The organism is Bacillus sp. JNUCC-22, assembly GCF_018861275.1.
Lineage (GTDB): Bacteria > Bacillota > Bacilli > Bacillales > Bacillaceae > Bacillus > Bacillus velezensis.
In genome coordinates, this window is record NZ_CP076408.1 from 1817150 (window position 1) to 1836700 (window position 19551).

Here is a 19551-nt window from a genome sequence, read left to right on the forward strand (position 1 = left end):
GCTCTTGTCAAATTTTTTTGAAGGGGAGATATAGAATGAGTTCTTTGGTTCTCGGCATTCACGAAATTGAAAAAACACAGCCTTTGCTCGTTGGAGGAAAAGGGTTACATTTAGGGGAATTATCAAAAATTCAAGGAATACAAGTACCGGAAGGATTTTGTGTCACAACCGCAGGATATCAAAAAGCCATTGAACAAAACGAAACGTTACAAGCGCTGTTGGATCAACTGACCATGCTGAAAGTGGAGAATCGGGATCAAATTGGTGATGTCAGCAAAAAAATCCGGCAAACCATTATGGAAGCAGAAATTCCTTCAGATGTAGTCAAAGCAGTTGCTTGCCATCTCTCCCGGTTCGGCGAAGAACATGCCTATGCCGTACGTTCCAGTGCGACAGCTGAGGATTTACCGCATGCCTCTTTTGCCGGTCAACAAGACACCTATTTAAATATTACCGGCTTAGATACGATCTTGCAGCATATCAGTAAATGTTGGGCGTCCCTATTTACGGATCGCGCTGTCATTTACCGTATGAAAAATGGGTTTGAACACAGCCAAGTTTATTTATCCGTTATCATCCAAAGGATGGTGTTCCCTCAGGCTTCGGGAATTTTATTTACCGCTGATCCGATGACCGGAAACCGAAAGCTGCTATCCATCGATGCCGGTTTTGGACTTGGTGAAGCACTGGTCTCCGGCTTAGTCTCTGCCGATTGTTATAAAGTACAGGACGGGCAAATCGTCGATAAGAGAATAGAAACTAAAAAATTGGCTATCTATGGACGAAAAGAAGGCGGAACAGAAACACAGGAGATCGCTCTTGATCAGCAAAAGATTCAAACACTGACTGATGAACAAATTTTACAGCTGACACGTATCGGGAGACAGATCGAAGCTCATTTCGGCCAGCCGCAAGATATCGAATGGTGTTTGGACCGCGATACTTTTTATATTGTCCAAAGCCGTCCGATCACAACGTTATATCCCGTTCCTGAAGCGAACGATCAAGAAAATCACGTCTATATCTCTGTTGGTCATCAGCAAATGATGACGGATCCCATAAAACCCCTTGGATTGTCTTTTTTTCTGTTGACGACTGCTGCACCCATGCGTAAAGCCGGCGGAAGGCTATTCGTTGATGTCACACATCAACTGGCATCCCCTAATGTCAGAGAAGTTTTCTTAAAAGGCATGGGGCAGCACGATCCGCTCTTAAAAGACGCACTTATGACCATAATAGAGCGAGATGATTTCATTAAGCCGATACCTGATAAAACGGCGCCGATTCCCGGCAAAGGCAATGCAGATATGCCGGAACAAGCTGAAAACGATCCGGCAATTGTTTCTGATTTGATTAAGAGCAGTCAAGCATCGATAGAAGAGTTAAAACAAAACATCCAGACGAAATCAGGATCTGATTTATTTCGTTTTATTTTGGAAGATATCAAGGAATTAAAGAAGATTCTATTTAACCCAAAAAGTTCGGTGTTGATTCGAACTGCAATGGATGCTTCATCATGGATTAACGAAAAAATGAACGAGTGGTTAGGTGAAAAAAACGCAGCAGATACGCTTTCTCAATCTGTACCCCATAATATTACTTCAGAAATGGGGCTTGCGCTATTGGACGTCGCCGATGTGATCCGCCCTTATCCAGAAGTAATTGCCTATTTAGAGAATGTAAAAGATGATCACTTTTTGGATGGGCTGGTGACGTTTGAAGGCGGGCGGGAAACCCGTGACGCTATCTATGCTTATCTCAACAAGTACGGAATGCGATGTGCCGGAGAAATTGATATGACAAGAACTCGATGGAGCGAAAAACCAACTGCACTTGTCCCTATGATTCTTAATAATCTCAAAAACTTTGAGCCAAATGCCAGCCAGCGGAAATTTGAGCAAGGGCGGCGGGAGGCGTTGAAGAAAGAACAAGAGTTATTAGACCGATTGAAGCAATTACCGGATGGTGAACAAAAAGCCAAAGAAACCAAACGAATGATCCGCATCATCCGGAACTTCAGCGGGTTCAGAGAATATCCAAAATACGGCATGATCAGCCGCTACTTCGTTTATAAGCAGGCTTTACTGAAAGAAGCCGAACAACTCGCAAAAGCGGGCGTTATTCATGAAAAAGAGGACATATACTATCTCACTTTTGAAGAACTTCAGGAAGTCGTACGCACACATAAATTGGATTACCAAATCATCAGCACACGAAAAGCCGAGTACCAAGTATATGAAAAACTATCTCCGCCGCGTGTTATCACATCTGACGGTGAAATCGTTACAGGCGAGTACAAACGAGAAAATCTCCCGGCCGGAGCGATTGCAGGGCTGCCCGTTTCCTCGGGAGTCATAGAGGGGCGGGCACGGGTTATTTTAAACATGGAAGATGCCGATTTGGAAGATGGGGATATATTAGTTACCTCCTATACTGATCCCAGCTGGACACCATTGTTTGTATCCATAAAAGGCCTGGTCACTGAAGTTGGCGGACTGATGACCCACGGAGCGGTTATCGCGCGTGAATACGGCTTACCTGCAGTTGTCGGAGTTGAAAATGCAACCCAATTGATAAAAGATGGGCAGCGAATACGCGTTCATGGAACAGAAGGCTCTATTGAAATATTATAATAGCGGGGGTGTGCAGCACGTCACCAGATATTTCCCGCATTTTAACTAAAAAAGACCGGAACCTCTTAAAGGAGGAATCCGGTTTTTTTATGTGAAAATGACTCAATGTGTGAACACCGCATTTTGTGGGTGAGCCCTTCAGTGACTAAATCTTTTTATGAAGGTGAGTAATATCCTTTTTAAGTTCACAACATCTGTAATCCGATGAATTAAAAACGCCTTAGTAACAATTATTTAGGAGCTATGTTCATGAACAAGTCTTTATTCAAAACAAAATGACCTATTGGGTTAATGGCGTTAAAGATGAAGATAAGTCTGGTGTCTTTGAAAGAGAAAAGTCTGCAGAAGATACAACGGGCCCATCATCAAACATGATGAGTGGTTGGACTGGATATGTATCAGGTTGTTTAGGCGATAAGAATATAAGCCAATGGGCAATCACAGGTTTAGCTATTTTATATGGAACTGCTTGCGAATTGTTGATTTTCGGAATCGTTTTTAAAGAATGGATCACAACACCTTTTGGATTGTTCGCCTCATTCTTCATAGCGGCAATATTGGCGCAGGCAGGGGAGGAAACTCTCCCGCTTACCAGAGTAAAAATAAAAAATGTTTATCTCAGATTGGTTTTTTTAAAAAGTAAAAACGCCATAAAACTTCTTATGGCGTCTGTCCGAACTAAGGGATGCAATGTTTGGGAGACGAATATAAATCGTCAATGTGCTAGAAAAGGAATGCAGCACCTACAATGATTAACAAAATGAACAGCACAACGATCAATACGAAAGAGCTTCCGCCATAATTTCCACCGTAGTTCCCCATATTATTGCCACCTCCTGTTGTTAGGATAGTACATAATATGCCGGACGATAAAATTCGACATAGATTTAAGTCTAAATAAGAAAAAATGAATGTTATGTCTAAAATGAAGAGCTTCTAAAACAATAAAATAATGGGAGGTTAACTGAAAGAGAGAAATGGATGGGACGGTTTGCTGTTTAAAGAGGAGGGATATGGCTAAACATGCAATAAAACTGTGTATGAAAGTGGTGAGCCATGAAGTTACTTCATCATGCAGAGCCACATACGAAGAGGTACAGGGAAATTATAGTTAACGAAAATATTCATCATTTCCCGGGCAAGCGCAGTATACGACAAATCAAAACAAATCACAAAGGGACGGAAGGTACGATACAAGGAGGCTGCTTGCGGGTTTGTGATGCCGATAAAGTTTCCGTTTCAAAAAGGTCATATGTTTATTCGACACTTCACCTTTATTCCTGCAGAATGCTTGGAAAAGAAAGTCGGCAAAACTGCCGACTTTCCTAACGGAATTTAGATCTCAACAGATCTAAAGAAACCATTGACACTATCACCGGTGCCGCTATCATATTTCAGGATGTATTCTCCTTTTTGGTTAACGCTGAATTCTTGAATGAACGTTTTCCCCGCATTTAATGTCGTAGAGGATATAAGGAAGAAGTTGCCTGATTGAGTGAGGTATAACGATGACCGGGACGGCTGCGGATCAACTGAAACGAAGTATATTCCCGGGCAAGGAATATTTCTTTAACCTGAAACTTTTATAAAGCATTAACGTATTACTTTATAAAGGTAAGTAAGGAGGCTTCTGAATGGGATTAAAAAATTTCTTTAATACTGAGTTAAAATGCTCTATCTGCGGAAAAACAATAAAATCAGGGGATGAGATAACAGCTTATCTTACACTTCCGAGTGAGAAGAAGATGCCTGTGGGGAGAATGGATAAAGTGTTAAGCAAACACTCTGATAAGGTCTGCTGTAAAAAGTGCAGTGAGTAGGTTTTTAGTGTTATGAGGAACCTCTGGCGGGTTTCCTCATAACAAATATCAACCAATTAAATTAGAAAAAAGCGAAATTGTGATGATTAAAGTAGATAAAGAACTGAGGGATACCAAAGGGATCATTTTTCGTTTACTTTGCTTTTTTGAAGGTTTGTTTAGCTCGTGGATCACTGCACCCCATAAAAGCATGGATGCTAAAATGATAAGACTCATATGTAACAACACTCCTTTGTTTCTATAAATTTTACCATATATATCACAAGGATGTCGATTGAACGAACATCTCTATAAAAAGAAGATGTTTATCTAAAATTGTTGAAAGATTCAGTGAACTATTATGCAGGTTAAATTGGGCCTGTGAAGATGAAGCTGTATACATAGCAAAGGTTCAACAGCCGTTTTATTGAATATCAGATGAATTTGCGGCGTCTTATGAAGAACTGGCTTCACAGTTTGAAGAATGGATGAATAGCCAAACCGATGTAGAACAAAAAATGAACTTAAATAACCCTTGGTTAGGTTACAGAGAAACTGCTTACTCAGAAATTTTATTCCATGTTGCCAATCACGGAACTTATCATCAGGGCAGCATAACAACTATGTTAAGACAGCAGGGCTACGCTTCGGCAATGAATGACCTTGCATTATATTGGTATCAGGATTAGTTCAGAGAGTACTTGCAAAATGCATAACCGCCGAATGATCTGTAGAGCTTCTTTTCTGAACTAAATGACAAAGTCTCATTCAGTCTGGGTGGGGCGCCGAGCAAGAATCGAGATCAAAGGCTGCCGTATCATTCCCGGCAGCCTTAATGATTAGGAAGTAAAATCGATAACCATGCGGCCGGTCACTTTACCTTGCTCCATTTCTTCAAAAATATCATTCACATCTTCAATCGGGCGTTTTGTCACTTTAGGTACAACTTTACCGTCTGCAGCAAATTGAAAAGCTTCCTTCAGGTCTTCTCTGGTACCTACTAATGAACCTACAACCTGAATTCCATCTAACACGAGACGGGGAATATCTAAATCCATTTTGTCCACCGGTAAACCGACAGCGACTACGCGAGCTCCTGCTTTTACAACATCAATCGCTTGATTGAAAGGGGTTTTAGAGACAGCCGTGATGACCACAGCATCAAGCCCTAAATCGTTAGTCACTTCTTTTGCTTTAGCGATGGGGTCTTCGTTTAAACTGTTTACAACCGCGTCAGCGCCTAAGCTCTTAGCAAAATTCAATTTTTCGTCGCTAATGTCGAACGCAATCACTTTAGCGTTAAAGACATTTTTTGCATATTGAACAGCCAAGTTGCCTAAACCGCCGACTCCAAATACACCGATCCATTGACCTGGCTTAATTTCACTGACTTTAACGGCTTTATAAGTTGTTACACCTGCACAAGTAATGCTGCTTGCTGATGCAGGGTCTAAATTTTCCGGCACCTTTATTGCATAATCAACCGCTACGATTGCTTCTTCAGCCATTGCGCCGTCAACTGTATAACCGGCATTTTTTACATCACGGCACAAGGTTTCACGGCCAGTTAAGCAATATTCACAGCAGCCACAGCTTTCAAACATCCAGGCAATAGAGACGCGGTCGCCCTTTTTCAAACTTGTTACACCTTCACCAATCTCAGTTACAATGCCTATTCCCTCATGACCTAAAGTGACGCCTGTAACATCCCCGAAATCAGCATTTTTAACATGCAAGTCAGTATGACATACACCACAGTATTCCATCTTAACTTTGGCTTCACCATGTCGTAAAGGACGTAATTCTTTTTGTACGATCGCTATACTTTTGTCTTTTGTTGCTACTACTGCTTTCAAATCATGCACCCCTTTCGAATATTGGCAGAAAATTTTTACTTATCTTACAATTTAGCACACTGCTCTCCTTTTGAAAACCCTTACATTTTTTTGCGGACAAGTGTCTCTACAAAAGTTGAGGGAGCTATGCATTTGTCATCCGAATGGTGTTTAAATGGGGGGGGGGTAGTCTCCAAATGCACAGAATGCTTTGAATTTGTGGTCGTAATCTTTCTGCCGATATTTGAATTGCACTGCAGAGAATTACACTGGCAGGATATGATTTTCCCCTTAGTGAAAAGAATTTCACGGGTAATCATTTGAACTTGAGCGCGGCTGATAAGGTGAATGGTGATGCAAACAGAAATCATTACTTATTGATCACAAAAGGAGCTGGCTGCGGAGATGTGTGGATTAAAGGCTTTTACGGATTCGAACACGATGAGCCGGATGTAGATTGGTGAGCGATACACAGTCAAGGTATTTCCTTGACCTTTTTTAATGGCAATAAAATTTCTGGATATTAAGATAGTGAATTGATGATCTGCCAAAAAACATAGATCTTTTAAAGTAATGGATTTATACTGATTTTAAACAATGAAAAAATGGAAATTTTATTTTTATAAAAAGCAGGTGAACTATATGGGAGCGGCGACTTGGAGCAAAAGGCAAAGCTATACCTACACATTGGCTTTTTCAAGTTTGTCGTATGGTTTGATCTTCGGGCTATATATGTTTGTATACTCGGGTTTTGTGCCATTTGCATTGGTTACTGTAGTTATCATTGCTTTTTATGCATTTATTACTTACTTTTTGTTTGCTGTTCCTGTGCAACTATGGCTAAGAAAGAAGCCTAAAAAGTTTAGTTTGGTTCATCTTTTCATTTATACAGCAGTCGCTTTTTTAGCTGTGTTCTTGTTCTGGTACATAGATAATCCGCCAATTGATTTCACAGTTTTCAGAATGCCCATTTATTACATAATGAGCATTGTTGCTGCGTTCATATATTGGTTCTGGGACTCTATATTTCTGAGAAATTACAATACTCCCCAGAAGTAAAGCTGATGTTCTAAAAAAGACCGACTAGCGCCATGCCCAGTCTGCATTGTTCAAATTGAAATTCATGTGATGAATCCAGAAAGCGGGTGAGGAAAAATGGAATACATTGAGTTGACTAGGGACAATATTAATGACAATCATATTTGCTGTGCATTAGGTGCGAAACAATATGAGGATGCGGTAAATGAAAAGAAGAGCTGGCTCAAAGATCGGATGATTGATGGCTTGGTGTTCTATCGCCTAAACGAACGGGCAAAAGTTTTTATTGAATATTTACCTGCAGAAGAAGCGTGGGTTCCGGTAAGCGCACCTCATTTTATGTTTATTAATTGTCTTTGGGTCTCAGGTAAATATAAGAATAACGGACATGCGAAACACTTGTTAGAAAAATGTGTGTCAGATGCAAAATCCCGCGGTATGGATGGGATAGTTCATATAGTGGGGAAGAAAAAACTCCCTTATTTAAGTGATAAGCATTTCTTTGAACATATGGGATTTGCTGTGCAAGATGAAGCAGAACCCTATTTTCAGTGGATGTCACTGACGTGGAATGAACATGCACATCCTCCTGTATTTAAAAAACAGGTGAAAAGTAATTTCGTTAATGATGAGGGAATCACAATATTTTATACAGCCCAATGCCCATTTGCAGTTGGATTGTTAAAGGATTTAAAGGAACTGACTGAAAAGAAAGGAAATTTTCAGGCCCGGCGAATAACGTCAAAAGATATGGCGCAAAAATCCCCGGCAGTTTGGACGACTTTCAGCGTGTTTTATAAGGGGACATTTCTCACTCATGAGATGATGAGCGTGAATAAGTTTGAAAAAATACTCAATAAGCTTTTAATGGCTTAACTTTGTTTTAATTACTATTCCTCGTTTCTATATTCGATACTGAGGGTTTTTCACGAAAATTGTTCAGTACTTTACATCGCGGGCGGCAAATGAATGATTATTGTTTTTGACAAAGATGATAACGTCCATCATTATAGTAAAAATAGATTGAGATAAGTTCTTCAACAAACGAAGAAGATCTGTTGAAGAAGTTCTTTTCAAAGATCGATAACAATGAAACAGGAGACTGCAAATGCAAGAAATTGAAACCCATCGCTTAATTTTAAGAAATTTTACGGAGAGAGATGCGCAAGGTTTGTTGGAATATTCGGCACATCCGAGAGTGAATTGCTTTCTTGATGACAGAATGTCTACGTTAGAAGAAGCTGCCGTAAACGTTCAAAAAAGAAGCCGAGATGACTCTTATATTGCAGTTTGTTTAAAAGACAGTAAAGATCTGGTCGGAGAACTATTTTATTTAAAAGAAGAGCCAGATACCTATTCTGTTTGTTGGAATTTCAATGCCCGTTTTGAAGGGAAGGGATACGCAAGTGAAAGTGCGAAGGCTTTCTTTGAGTATCTCTTTATGCAAAAAGAAGCAAGAAGGCTTTATGCATATGTTGAAGATGATAACTGCAGGTCACAAAAATTATGTGAAAGATTAGGAATGCGTAAAGAAGGTTATTTTCTTGAATTTATTTCATTTACTGCACACGAGGATGGAACACCTAAATATGAAAACACTTACCAATACGCATTGCTAAAGAAAGAATGGTTAAAACAAAAACATAGTTAATAGAATTTGTGGGGAAATAATCTCCCCTTTGTCGAAAAAACCTTGCTGAAAGCAGGTTTTTTTGTATTTAAGTTAAATACTTCATTAGGTTACCGATCATACCAATGGATTATGGAATTGAAAAAAGTACTTAGATTAGTAACGATCAAAAAGATTAAGCTTGAAGGTTGGGAAAAACATAAAATTCGTTATAGCAACGTTGTAAAATTGGAGAGAGGATGAATGTGATGGACATTTTGCAGTTTAACGACAGAAGGAGCGGGAAGTAATCGAATCAGCAATGATGCGCTCGAGAATGGAAAAGTGGTTGATAATCAAAATGTTAAAAGCTGTTCAGAATGAAATCACCAGTTTGATTATTGGAAATCCAGAATAACTGGTGGACGAGTTGTAACTGAAACTGATAATCAAGTGCTGGATATCATCAAACAAGCATACAATCTTGGAATGGTTGCGAAAGATAATATGCTTTTGAGAAATCAAGCAATTAACGCTTATAAAACATCTATTTAATTTTAAATCGGCGTTTCAGGTGAACTTTATATGATTTCTGTTTTCGTAAACATATTTAAAAACGAAATAAGAATTAAAATATGCAGACAAAGCAGCGAAGCATAACGCATAAAAGGTGTTATCAGATGTATGACCGTGCCTAAAAATAAAACTTATGAAGAAAGGAACTCTAACGTGAAATCAAATTTAGTTTCGTTTCTATTAGCATTGTCAGGATTTATATTCAGTATTTATATGCAGTCAATGGCTTACTGGAGCAATGACTCTATGCTGTGGTATTGGGTCGGTGCGGTTTTGTCGTATCTATTTGCTGCAGGATCAATGGTTACTCTGATTCTTAACAAAAACAAAGACTCAATTCTAACAATAAGTTGTCTCATTTTAATGATTGTAACCGTTATGCTTATTTTCGTCACAACTTTTTGGACGACTTTTATCATTATTGCATGGCAATCTGGGATGTGAAGCTAAGGGGAATATGATCTTCTTAGTATTTTTTTTATTCCTGGGATTAGAATCCCTTTTTATTATTCTTTCAAATTAAATGTAACAATTCTAATATTCATACGTTCTAAATGATAAAGGCGGGATGTCATGAAAAAACGTAAAGTCATTAAAACATTGCTGGTTATTATCACTGTTCTCATAATAGCAGCCGGATTTGCACTGTTTTCTTTAATTTCAGGAGAAAAAGTTAAATATATCGGCTATAGCCAAAGCAAGACGTGGGAGGCGTCAATCGAAAAATCAGGCAAGACCTCTATCGGCCCTAACTATTTCTTGAATTTGTATTACAGAGGTAATAAAGTGAATGAAAAGAACACGGTGATTAAGAGATAAACATTATTTGTTGACGGCCGGAAATATGGTGAAGATAAAGACTATCATCTTTCAGAATACACCGGAGAGAAATTAGAAGGCGGCGGAACGGGAGAAGACCATATTCAGACGTTTGAATATATGCCGGAACATGAAGTAATCGGTCATGAAATCACTGTTGAAGCAGCATGGAAAACCGATCATGAGTCCTATTCAGAAAAATTCAATCTGAAAAGAACGCATTGGTATGACTGAAAGAATAAAAAGAGGGCGGTATAACCCTCTTTTTGACGCAGAGCCTTTATTTTTGTCTGTTTTTTCCTCGATGTGCTGAAGTCGATAAAAGAGGGATTGGAGCCGATAAAATTACTTACTAAGACATACATAAAGAAACCATTAACAGCTCCCTGCCGGCATCCGTAAAAAAGAATGGATAATGAGATAAGCAATACAGCCGTAAGCAAGTCTGCAGCCAGACCTATTTTACGGTGAGACTGAAAATATGCTCTTAATCTTCTGATGTTGTTCAAAGCTGACACCTCTTGATGCTTATGATAAGAAAATAAACCCATTGAAATATATGTAACATCAATGAATAAGGTTGGAAACGGAGGGGTTCAAAGTTGGGGAGATTTTATGTAAAAGAAAGGATCAGGATGAATGTGACCAGCATCCACCCTGATCAATGGGGTTCACAGTGTTCTATTTCATTGTATTCCAATCGGAATAATATTACAAGGGTGAAAAAGAAATAAGCGGAATGTTTTCGGCTTCTTCTGCTTCTGGAGCGGGAAAAGGAAAGTGAGATGTTTGAATGAAAATAAATGATTATCTGAAGGAAAGGTTTCCGACTTTAAAATTAGTGCCCGGCATTTATCATCAATGGGACGTGGGAATTCATTTTTCTCTCGGCGGCAATATGTATCAATTTAATGAAAGCGGTGCTTTGAATCTTGAGTATTTTCAGCTTGTTCATCATCAAACCGCCGCACTTTTCAATGAGCTGTTTGAACATAGCGATGACTTGTTTCTTGTTGCCAACGTGTATAAGCACAAATCTCAAGGTAATCATGCGAGAAAATTAAAGGTTTATCAGCCGTTTCTGAAGTGTAAGGATGACTTATATCGGATTCAAGTGAAGACCTGTCCATGCCCGGTCGAAGAAGAATATGAAATGCAGCAGTTTTCTTTATTATGTAAACGGAAAGATCTGCGTATCCCCCAATTACTTAAGGCAGCCGTCCACGAAGATTTTCCGCTGAAGCCAAGGTTCGGGGGCTGTTCCGTTGGGTATCCCGATGTTTTCTTTGTGAATATGACAAAAGATATTATTTTCTTTCTGTATGATGACAGAGGGTGTGAAGTCATTGCTCTTGATGCCGGAAGAATACGAAAGCTTTATGATCAATATCACGATTGGATTGAATTGGACTGAAAATGAACACATGAATTCGAATCCGCTTGTGCCGGCTTTGTTCTTGCCTAGTCCGGCTGCATGAGTATAATGGGCAGAATTGAAGGACGCCAGAAACTTTTTTTCTCTCATACCACCTTCTGTATTTATTTTGAACGAATTCCTATTTGTAAAACGGCTGAATAGAATAACATAAAAGCTTTTTTACTCAGTGCAGGAGGAGAGAAATGTGAGGGCTGAACACCGTGATTGTATGGAAATTGGAATTTATTCATTTGCAGAATTATATCCCGATCCTCTGACAGGGAAAACAGTCAGCGCAAAGCAGCGGATAGATGAATTGATGAAGCTGGCGAAACTGGCTGACGACGCAGGGCTTGATGTATTCGGTGTAGGCGAGCATCATCGTCTTGATTATGCGGTATCTTCGCCGCCGGCCATCTTATCAGCGATTTCACAGATCACTGAAAATATTAAGCTGACCAGTGCCACGACTGTATTATCCACCGCAGATCCCGTCCGTTTATTTGAGGATTTTGCAACGCTTGATCTGATTTCAGACGGCCGGGCGGAAATCATTGCGGGACGGGGCGCATTTTTAGACTCGTTTCCTCTTTTCGGTTATGACGTAGGCCATTATAAAGAACTGTTTGAAGAACACATTGACCTTTTTTTAAAATTAAATTCCGGGGAAGAATCGGTTACCTGGAAAGGACGTTACCGGCCGCCGCTGCGCGAGGCAGAAATTTCTCCTCGGCCTTTTCGCGGAAGCATTCCGCTATGGTTAGGTGTTTCGGGGACTCCGGAAAGCGCAGAACGGGCCGGGCGTGCAGGTGCGGGGTTGGCATTAGCTGTACTGAGCGGTGATCCGATGTCATCTAAGCCGCTTGTTGACAAATACCGGGAAGCGGCTTCTAAAGCCGGTCATCCTCCGGAAAATGTGAAGGTTGCCGTAACCGGACATATGTTCATTTCAAAAACGAATGAACAGGCAATACAAGAATTTTATCCGTATCATTCAAATTACTGGTCTCACGTTCATTCATATCACGGGATCGATGAGCCTTTAACGAAGGAAGATTTTGCGCGGGCGTCCGGAAAAGAAACAGCTTTATTTGTGGGAAGCTCACAGCAGATCATTGAAAAAATCATGCATCAATACGAGTTATTCGGACATCAGCGATTTCTCGCGCAAATCGATATAGGAGGTATGCCGTTTAAAAAAGCCGCGGAAAACATCGAACGATTAGCAGCGGAAGTAGCACCGGTTATCCGAAAGGAAACCGGCAAATCCAGCGAATGAAGTTCTGCGCAAAAGGGGCGGGCCGGTCAATCGCGGATTCGATAACAGAATCGGCCCGGCTTTTTCTTTATGATTATAAAAAACAAAGGGAAAAGCGCCAACCTCATTGCTTTTTCCTATCAAGAAAAGGAAGGTCATTTCATCCTCCATCGTGAAGTGTATACACTGAAGGGTTTTTATTAACAAAAGAGGGAGGATGATGCAGTAATGAAAGGTTTAGTAAAAGCTGCAGTTTTAACTGTTACTCTTGGTATTGGAGGCGCTTTTTATTCAAGTGATGCATCTGCGCACGGGTATATAAAAGAGCCCGTCAGCAGAGCGTACATGGGAGCATTAGAGAAACAAACATTGGGCTGGACGGCCGCTGCGCAGAAATATGGCTCCGTCATTGATAATCCTCAGTCTGTAGAAGGGCCGAAAGGATTTCCGGCCGCAGGTCCGCCTGATGGAAGAATTGCGTCTGCAAATGGGGGATCTGGACAAATTGACTTCGGTTTAGACAAGCAGACTGCAGATTATTGGGTGAAACAAAACATCCGCGGCGGTTTTAACACCTTTACTTGGTACTACACGGCCCCTCATGCGACATCAAAGTGGCACTATTATATCACCAAGAAAAACTGGAATCCGAATAAACCTTTGTCAAGAGATGAATTCGAATTAATCGGAACGGTAAACCACGACGGTTCCAAGGCAGATACGAATCTGACTCATAAGATTTTTGTGCCGACTGATCGAAGCGGGTATCATGTCATTTTAGGGGTATGGGACGTTGCGGATACTTCCAATGCCTTCTATAACGTCATCGATGTAAACCTTACACAATAATTTATGAATTACTGATCGGCTGCATGTTGATACATCGGCCGATCTTTTTAGTTTTAATGTGTGAATGAAAAGGGGAAAACAGCAGAGCGCCATAAACATTTCATTTATGGCGCCGTACGATCATGGAGGTGCTGCTGACATGGATGCGGAGGTAAGAGGATTCTTAATAACCGCCGAGGAAAGAAGCCCCAACGATGATTAATAAAATGAATAGCACCACGATTAACGCAAAGGAGCTACCATAACCACCTGAGAATCCCATATAATCTCACCTCCTAAAGAGGATTAATACATATTATGCCGAAATGAAAAGTTTGATAGGGATGCTAGTTTACTTTTTGAAAAAAAGTTTTTTTAGTCTATATTTCCTTTACATGACCATCCGTTAAAATGAGTAAAAGGAGGCATCGTACTGCTTCCTGTAATAGAAACGAGTAGGCTCATACATTGAGAAGTTGCGAAGAGGATGCGCAGTTGGCTTGTTTTTTTAAAAATGAAAATGCAACACGCTATTAGGATTGGAACCTTTTGATTCAACGGAACAGGCTGAAGAAATGATTGGTTGGTTTCAAGAGCAGTATTATGAAAAAAGGGAATGTGATGGGGAATCGAGAAAAAAGATGCGAAGGGCATAATCGGAACCATGTATCAAAACGGATTGCCTGATGATACACGCGTATACTCCATTCCGAATGGGAACGTTAACGATCTAAATAGAAGAACTTCAAGTGTTCTGCGGTAAATAAAAAAAGCCGATGAAGATTTAACATTGATTAGACGCTGTAAAGCATTCTTTTTGCTGTGCTTTCTGCAGACGGAGTTTGATTGTAAGAAACGATTCCGATAATCACTAACAAGATGATGAACACCAATATGCTCCACAACACTATTTTTAAAGACTTTGACATGGTATACCCTCACTTTGAAAGACTTTACCGGGGCTGCGATCGGAGCCCGCATTTCAAGTATAGTCGTTATAACGGTGAAAAATGTGCAGTCCAGTTAAAAAAAACTTGCGGGCGCTGCCGCAAGTTTTCTCCGTATTAAGGTCTGTGGAATTCAATACGCTGATTATCACGATCGAACCACCCTCTGAATGCCCAATTGATCCAGCCCCCGTCTCCTTTGTTATCGAAGGACCCGTCTTCGAAGACCCAGATTCCGTAAGTAATACCGTCATAAACGGCTGATCCGTAAAACTGAACGCCGTTAAAGCGGTCTTCATATTCTTGATTTAAATTGAACACCATGACGTTGTACTTCTGTCCTGATGCGTAAAATGTTGTTTCCATGACATTTTTTACCCAGCCGGTTCGGTTTTGATCTTACTTAACCGCTTCAGCAATGCGATCTGAGATTCCGAGAACATCTACGTTTACGTTCAGCCCGGCATCAACACCTGCTGCTTTTACGTTTTGGTCTGCTGTTTTGGATAATTTACTTTCTAACGGATTTGCAACGGGTGAAACGTGAGGCGCGTTTGCGTGTTTAGACTGACTGGCTGCTGAGGCACTGGCTGTGAAAGGAATTGTTAGAGATAAAGCTAAGCATGATCCGACTATCGTTCTGGCGATTTTTTAATGGCTATGACCTCCTGAGGAAATTTTTAAAAATTGTTGCAAATTCATGGTATCGCAGAAAAATTGACCAAGCAAAGAGTAGATTTTCTCAAAAGTCATGTCATTCTATTTGTGTTGTTTTCTGTAAATGAAATACTTTTAATTAGGCGAAAAGGGAAGAAAATAATAGAGTCTTTTTATGTATTGTGATAGGATGACCGGATTTTGGGTGAAAATAGCCCGGAGAAACGCCATAATAAGAAAAACACCCGGAGTTTACCGGGTGTAAAAAGTGTTGATATGTCAAGTTAGCAGCATTTTTTACATTTTTTGCATTTTCTTTTATAAACAACGATGTAATCATAATCAAGATGCTTTTTATCTTGTTTCTTCTTTTTTTGTTTAGGCTGCTTTGGGTGGTGATCATAATGTCCGTTCATATCCATGTCCATATCCATACCCATATCCATACTCATATTCCTCCTTTTTTCATCTGACGGTAGTATTCTATGACAGAAAGCATGGATGGCTTGGACAAATGAAACGGTATGCTGAAAAAGAGGCATCTCATTCGGTATAAAAAACAGGATCATACCCGCCCGATAGAAAAGAGAGGAGATGATCCTGATATTGAGACCCTATTTGATAACCGCAATTGCAATGCCGTACCCTTTTTCAGAACTGTATAAGGCCGTCAGTTTCAATACCTTCCAGCCTTCCGCGGCTTTAGTCCCGATTCCGTTATGAGCCGTGATATAATCTCCCGGGCTGACCGTACCGTCGACCCGTACGTAATGCCGGCCGTTGAGTCCGACAATGTGCCATTCGTCTCTGGCCGCGCGTGCTTCATAGTCAGCTTCAAGAGCCGGACTGCAGTCTGGGTTTTGTTTCGGCACGCGTACCGTTTCTCCTGTTTCCTCGTCAGTCACATTTTCGTAAATGAAACCGCCGAACTCGTTTGTCAAAAAGCGGCTTTGCCATCCGAAGCTTGCGGCTCCTGAGATAAAAGCGGCTGTTTCTGAAATGACGCCGAGCATGTAATCTCCGACGTGAGCCGATTCAATTTTTTCGCCTTTCACTGTGACGATCGTCCCGGCGGGAATTGTCTGGCCGGTTACACTTTCAAAATATTCTCCGTACCCTGACAGGGAAGAGGTGACAGCTCCGGCGAACGTACCGTGACCGCCCGCTGAATCAAGTTTCCATTTGATGGACTGATGCCCTCCGGCAACCGTGTATGGTTCTTCCAATGTAATGCTTTCTGATGACAGAATTGTTCTGGAGACTTTGCTGCCCGTAATATGGACATTGTTAGAAGCGGCGATAAATGCCCTTGAACCTTCAGAACTTGAACCTCCGGAAGAGCTGATGATCGCATTTCTGTCACCTCTGGCCGTAATATCGCCTGTTCCCGCAATAACGGCGCTTGTCGGGTTGAATGCAAAACCGGAGCTGGTCGCGAGCTGTGCGCCTCCCTTTAAATTGACGGGGATCTGCTCATAAGTCTGTCCTTTTATAGATGCGGCCGCGCTGTAACCTTCCGCTTGCACCCCGAGAATGACGGCCTGACTGTTAGGGGACGTAATTCCGACGGAACCGCCGTCTCCGATCATCGTACCGTTCATAATATTTACGTTATATTGGCCTCCGCCGATTGAGATGCCTTTAGGAGATGACTTGTATATATCAAAATTTAAAATTTTAACATAATCGGTTTTATTTGATCCGCCGGATATATTGATGTCAACACCTGCTTGTGTAAAGCCGCGTATTTTAATGCCGTTGATCGTGATATTTTGACTGCGGTATTGAAGAGCCACGACTGGATTCCCGCCATAGTCGTATGAGGGATCACCAATAGCTGTGAATCCGTTTACATTAACGTTTTTATAGGCAGAGATGACCAGCGCCCTCGGGGTCACACCGTCATAGAGAGCATTGAATACCGGTTCAATCGCGGTGCAATCGGTTAAAGTAACATCATAAGCCGTCGTGCTTTCGGGGTCTGAGGCCTGATGATGGCCGATATGACGAATATCAAATGAACGTACATCACGATACGAAACATGACCGATAATATGAACATTTTGAGAAGCCGGCCACAGGCTGTGCGCCTTTACCTCAATCCCGCGGATATTTCCGCTCGTATAGTTATTTAAAAGCCATACATGTTTAGAGCCGTCGTCAATTTCAATGCCGTTCGAGTTTGCGCTGCCCTCAGCATGCTCTGTGCCGCGGGGGTTTCCGGAATGGCAGTTGGAAATGAAAATATACTCGCTGTAATGGGTGGTAATGCCGTCGTCTCCGGCGCCGTATGCCACACAGTTATCAATCCATATATATCGGCAGCCGTCTTTCGTCCATTCTGTTTCAGGCAAATGATCGTAAGTCGGAGATGTAATATCAATACCATGGAGACCCGCGTTAACCGTTTCAACATTCTTAATCCAGCCGTATTGCACATTAGCAAACGTTAAACAGCTGGAAAACTGTCCTCCGGGGTTCCTGACCCCGCATTGACGATCAGGATTCCAGTCTAAAGTCATGTTTTCCACAAAAATATTACGGTTTCCATTTTCGTAATCATCGTTAGTAATGACCCATTCGAATGCGGGAGTGTCCTCATGAAGCTTAAGCACGGTAATCCCTTGTCCCTCACCGGAAATGGTAGTCCATGAGGGGAGTTTTATCCCTTGAACCAAAAATTCTCCTGCGGGAACATTTACTTTGACCCGGCCGTTCCCGATCGCTCTCCGAAAAGCTTCTGTATTGTCCCGGCCGTCAGGGACCGCTCCGTAGTCCTCCACATTCACTTCCCGGGTGATTTTATTCATAAGCATTTCGTATTCGGTATCAAGCCGTTCTTTTAAAAGTGAGGTGACCATTCCTTCCGCCGTCACCCGGGCATCTGCGATCTCAAGATTATCATCCGTTGCGGAATGCTTAATAAAATTCTGCATCCTTGCTTTGAGATGCTCCAATTCAGAGGGCTGTGCAGGGCGAGACTGCAATGGGGCGTTTAAAGACGGATCAGGAAAGTTTTTAAATTGAACCATTCTAAAGACACCTCTTTCTTTTGATATAAGCGCCTGAGGCAGGGGACAGAAAAGAGTCGTGCGCCCTTTAAGCGCTTATTCTTCAAATTCTTTATTCAGAACGAAATTCCTTTTGAAACCAAGGTGAAATTTTAAAAAAGCTCTGTTGAAAGAACGGATATAAAGCTTTGTATTATTGTAATTGAAGCTGTCATGTGAAAATGGAGGAAAAACTGATAGGAGGGGCCCTCATTTTAGGTTTATTCTCATTGGCTTCGCAGTGCTTCCTCTTCGGCTGCATATACACCAAAATCAACATTTTTATCAGTTAAATGGTATAATGGGGCACGGATTGGTCATCAATACGACTGAAATAGGGAAGCAAAAGGAGCAGCGAAAATGACTTTACAAATCAAAATTAAATATTCAGATGATACGCAAACGAGAATCAGTAAAATTGAACAGGGCGATTGGATTGATCTGCGGGCAGCTGAAGATATAACAATCAAAAAAGGTGAATTCAAACTTATCCCGCTTGGAGTTGCGATGGAACTGCCGGAAGGATATGAGGCCCATGTCGTTCCGCGTTCAAGTACATATAAGCATTTCGATATCATTCAGACAAATTCAATGGGAGTCATTGATGAATCTTATAAAGGCGACAATGACTTCTGGTTTTTTCCTGCATTCGCGCTTCGGGATACCGACATTTCCAAGGGGGAGCGGATCTGCCAATTCAGAATCATGAAGAAAATGCCTGAAGTGGAGCTGATCGAAGTAGACAAGCTCGGGAACAATGACCGCGGCGGACTGGGATCAACAGGTACGAAATAAAACGAAAAAAGACTGCTTAACAGCAGTCTTTTTTTTTATGGAAACAGCAGTTACATTCAATTTGTTTCGGGGATTCTTGAATTGGGAAATCATACGTCACGTTCGAATTTGACTTCGAAATAACCGGCCGCTCCGTAACCGTCTATGCCGGAGCAAATATTTGAGCCGGACGCCAGCCCAGCTCAGCATATTGATAAAATGATTTCCCTGCAGTCCTCACTCTCCTCCAAAACTGGAGAAGGGTTTCATTTTTATCATTTAAGCCTTCCGTCTCTTTGAACAGAAAGACT

16 protein-coding genes and 6 pseudogenes are annotated in these 19551 nt (G+C 41.2%); 15 read left to right on the top strand and 7 right to left on the bottom strand.

Features of this window, described 5'->3' with window-relative positions; translation table 11 throughout:
* Positions 1-35: 35 nt before the first annotated feature.
* Positions 36-2633 carry a phosphoenolpyruvate synthase gene (gene ppsA / locus JNUCC22_RS08845; RefSeq protein WP_216062277.1) on the top strand — a complete coding sequence of 866 codons (2598 nt, stop codon included), beginning with the start codon at positions 36-38 and terminating at the stop codon, positions 2631-2633.
* 275 nt (positions 2634-2908) lie between these two features.
* Positions 2909-3385: a hypothetical protein gene (locus tag JNUCC22_RS08850; RefSeq protein WP_108724954.1), complete on the top strand. Its 477-nt coding sequence runs from the start codon at positions 2909-2911 to the stop codon at positions 3383-3385.
* Here JNUCC22_RS08850 and JNUCC22_RS08855 read toward each other — a convergent pair.
* On the bottom strand, positions 3357-3455 hold the full coding sequence (locus tag JNUCC22_RS08855; protein ID WP_003154037.1) for a YjcZ family sporulation protein: 99 nt from the start codon (positions 3453-3455) through the stop codon (positions 3357-3359). The two genes, JNUCC22_RS08850 and JNUCC22_RS08855, sit on opposite strands and share 29 nt — an antisense overlap.
* Positions 3456-4267: 812 nt before the next feature.
* Between JNUCC22_RS08855 and JNUCC22_RS08860 the strand changes: the two genes are divergently transcribed.
* Positions 4268-4453, top strand: a complete 186-nt coding sequence (locus JNUCC22_RS08860; protein WP_149061697.1) for a hypothetical protein — start codon at positions 4268-4270, stop codon at positions 4451-4453.
* Between the two features lie 413 nt (positions 4454-4866).
* Positions 4867-5121, top strand: a pseudogene (locus JNUCC22_RS08865) (DinB family protein); the annotation flags it as partial.
* A gap of 150 nt (positions 5122-5271) precedes the next feature.
* On the opposite strand, the gene adhP reads toward JNUCC22_RS08865, so the two are convergent.
* Positions 5272-6288 carry an alcohol dehydrogenase AdhP gene (gene adhP, locus JNUCC22_RS08870; RefSeq protein ID WP_042635226.1) on the bottom strand — a complete coding sequence of 339 codons (1017 nt, stop codon included), beginning with the start codon at positions 6286-6288 and terminating at the stop codon, positions 5272-5274.
* Between the two features lie 227 nt (positions 6289-6515).
* Between adhP and JNUCC22_RS08875 the strand changes: the two are divergent.
* The 10 genes and pseudogenes from JNUCC22_RS08875 to JNUCC22_RS08915 all read left to right on the top strand — a co-directional run.
* Positions 6516-6731 (top strand): annotated as a pseudogene (locus JNUCC22_RS08875) (hypothetical protein); the annotation flags it as partial.
* A 178-nt stretch (positions 6732-6909) separates the two neighbouring features.
* Positions 6910-7326 (top strand): UPF0715 family protein, encoded by a 417-nt coding sequence (locus tag JNUCC22_RS08880; RefSeq protein WP_136803540.1) that lies wholly within the window; start codon positions 6910-6912, stop codon positions 7324-7326.
* A gap of 96 nt (positions 7327-7422) precedes the next feature.
* On the top strand, positions 7423-8181 hold the full coding sequence (locus tag JNUCC22_RS08885; protein ID WP_042635228.1) for an N-acetyltransferase: 759 nt from the start codon (positions 7423-7425) through the stop codon (positions 8179-8181).
* Between the two features lie 232 nt (positions 8182-8413).
* Complete coding sequence (locus tag JNUCC22_RS08890; protein ID WP_020955868.1) at positions 8414-8956, top strand: GNAT family N-acetyltransferase; 543 nt, start codon at positions 8414-8416, stop codon at positions 8954-8956.
* Positions 8957-9229: 273 nt separating this feature from the next.
* Positions 9230-9469: pseudogene (locus JNUCC22_RS19520) on the top strand (hypothetical protein).
* A gap of 129 nt (positions 9470-9598) precedes the next feature.
* Positions 9599-9934 (top strand): DUF3902 family protein, encoded by a 336-nt coding sequence (locus JNUCC22_RS08895; protein WP_042635229.1) that lies wholly within the window; start codon positions 9599-9601, stop codon positions 9932-9934.
* Between the two features lie 129 nt (positions 9935-10063).
* Positions 10064-10543 (top strand): annotated as a pseudogene (locus JNUCC22_RS08900) (DUF4944 domain-containing protein).
* A 559-nt stretch (positions 10544-11102) separates the two neighbouring features.
* Entirely contained in the window at positions 11103-11723 is a 621-nt protein-coding gene (locus JNUCC22_RS08905; RefSeq protein ID WP_020955870.1) for a DUF3885 domain-containing protein, read from the top strand.
* Between the two features lie 208 nt (positions 11724-11931).
* The gene (locus tag JNUCC22_RS08910) at positions 11932-13005 is read left to right on the top strand and encodes an LLM class flavin-dependent oxidoreductase (protein ID WP_020955872.1); all 1074 of its coding nucleotides are present in this window, start codon (positions 11932-11934) and stop codon (positions 13003-13005) included.
* 207 nt (positions 13006-13212) lie between these two features.
* Complete coding sequence (locus JNUCC22_RS08915; RefSeq protein ID WP_003154023.1) at positions 13213-13833, top strand: lytic polysaccharide monooxygenase auxiliary activity family 9 protein; 621 nt, start codon at positions 13213-13215, stop codon at positions 13831-13833.
* 163 nt (positions 13834-13996) lie between these two features.
* Here JNUCC22_RS08915 and JNUCC22_RS08920 read toward each other — a convergent pair whose 3' ends face one another.
* The 4 genes and pseudogenes from JNUCC22_RS08920 to JNUCC22_RS08935 form a co-directional block, all read right to left on the bottom strand.
* Positions 13997-14095 carry a YjcZ family sporulation protein gene (locus JNUCC22_RS08920; RefSeq protein WP_003154022.1) on the bottom strand — a complete coding sequence of 33 codons (99 nt, stop codon included), beginning with the start codon at positions 14093-14095 and terminating at the stop codon, positions 13997-13999.
* 781 nt (positions 14096-14876) lie between these two features.
* Positions 14877-15395 (bottom strand): annotated as a pseudogene (locus tag JNUCC22_RS08925) (stress protein).
* 305 nt (positions 15396-15700) lie between these two features.
* On the bottom strand, positions 15701-15862 hold the full coding sequence (locus tag JNUCC22_RS08930; RefSeq protein WP_020955874.1) for a hypothetical protein: 162 nt from the start codon (positions 15860-15862) through the stop codon (positions 15701-15703).
* Positions 15863-16030: 168 nt separating this feature from the next.
* Complete coding sequence (locus tag JNUCC22_RS08935; protein ID WP_020955875.1) at positions 16031-18448, bottom strand: peptidase G2 autoproteolytic cleavage domain-containing protein; 2418 nt, start codon at positions 18446-18448, stop codon at positions 16031-16033.
* A 378-nt stretch (positions 18449-18826) separates the two neighbouring features.
* On the opposite strand from JNUCC22_RS08935, the gene JNUCC22_RS08940 reads away from it, so the two are divergent.
* Complete coding sequence (locus tag JNUCC22_RS08940) at positions 18827-19261, top strand: dUTP diphosphatase (RefSeq protein WP_216062278.1); 435 nt, start codon at positions 18827-18829, stop codon at positions 19259-19261.
* A gap of 89 nt (positions 19262-19350) precedes the next feature.
* On the opposite strand, the pseudogene JNUCC22_RS19525 reads toward JNUCC22_RS08940, so the two are convergent.
* Positions 19351-19457: pseudogene (locus tag JNUCC22_RS19525) on the bottom strand (DUF4177 domain-containing protein); the annotation flags it as partial.
* Positions 19458-19551 lie beyond the last annotated feature (94 nt).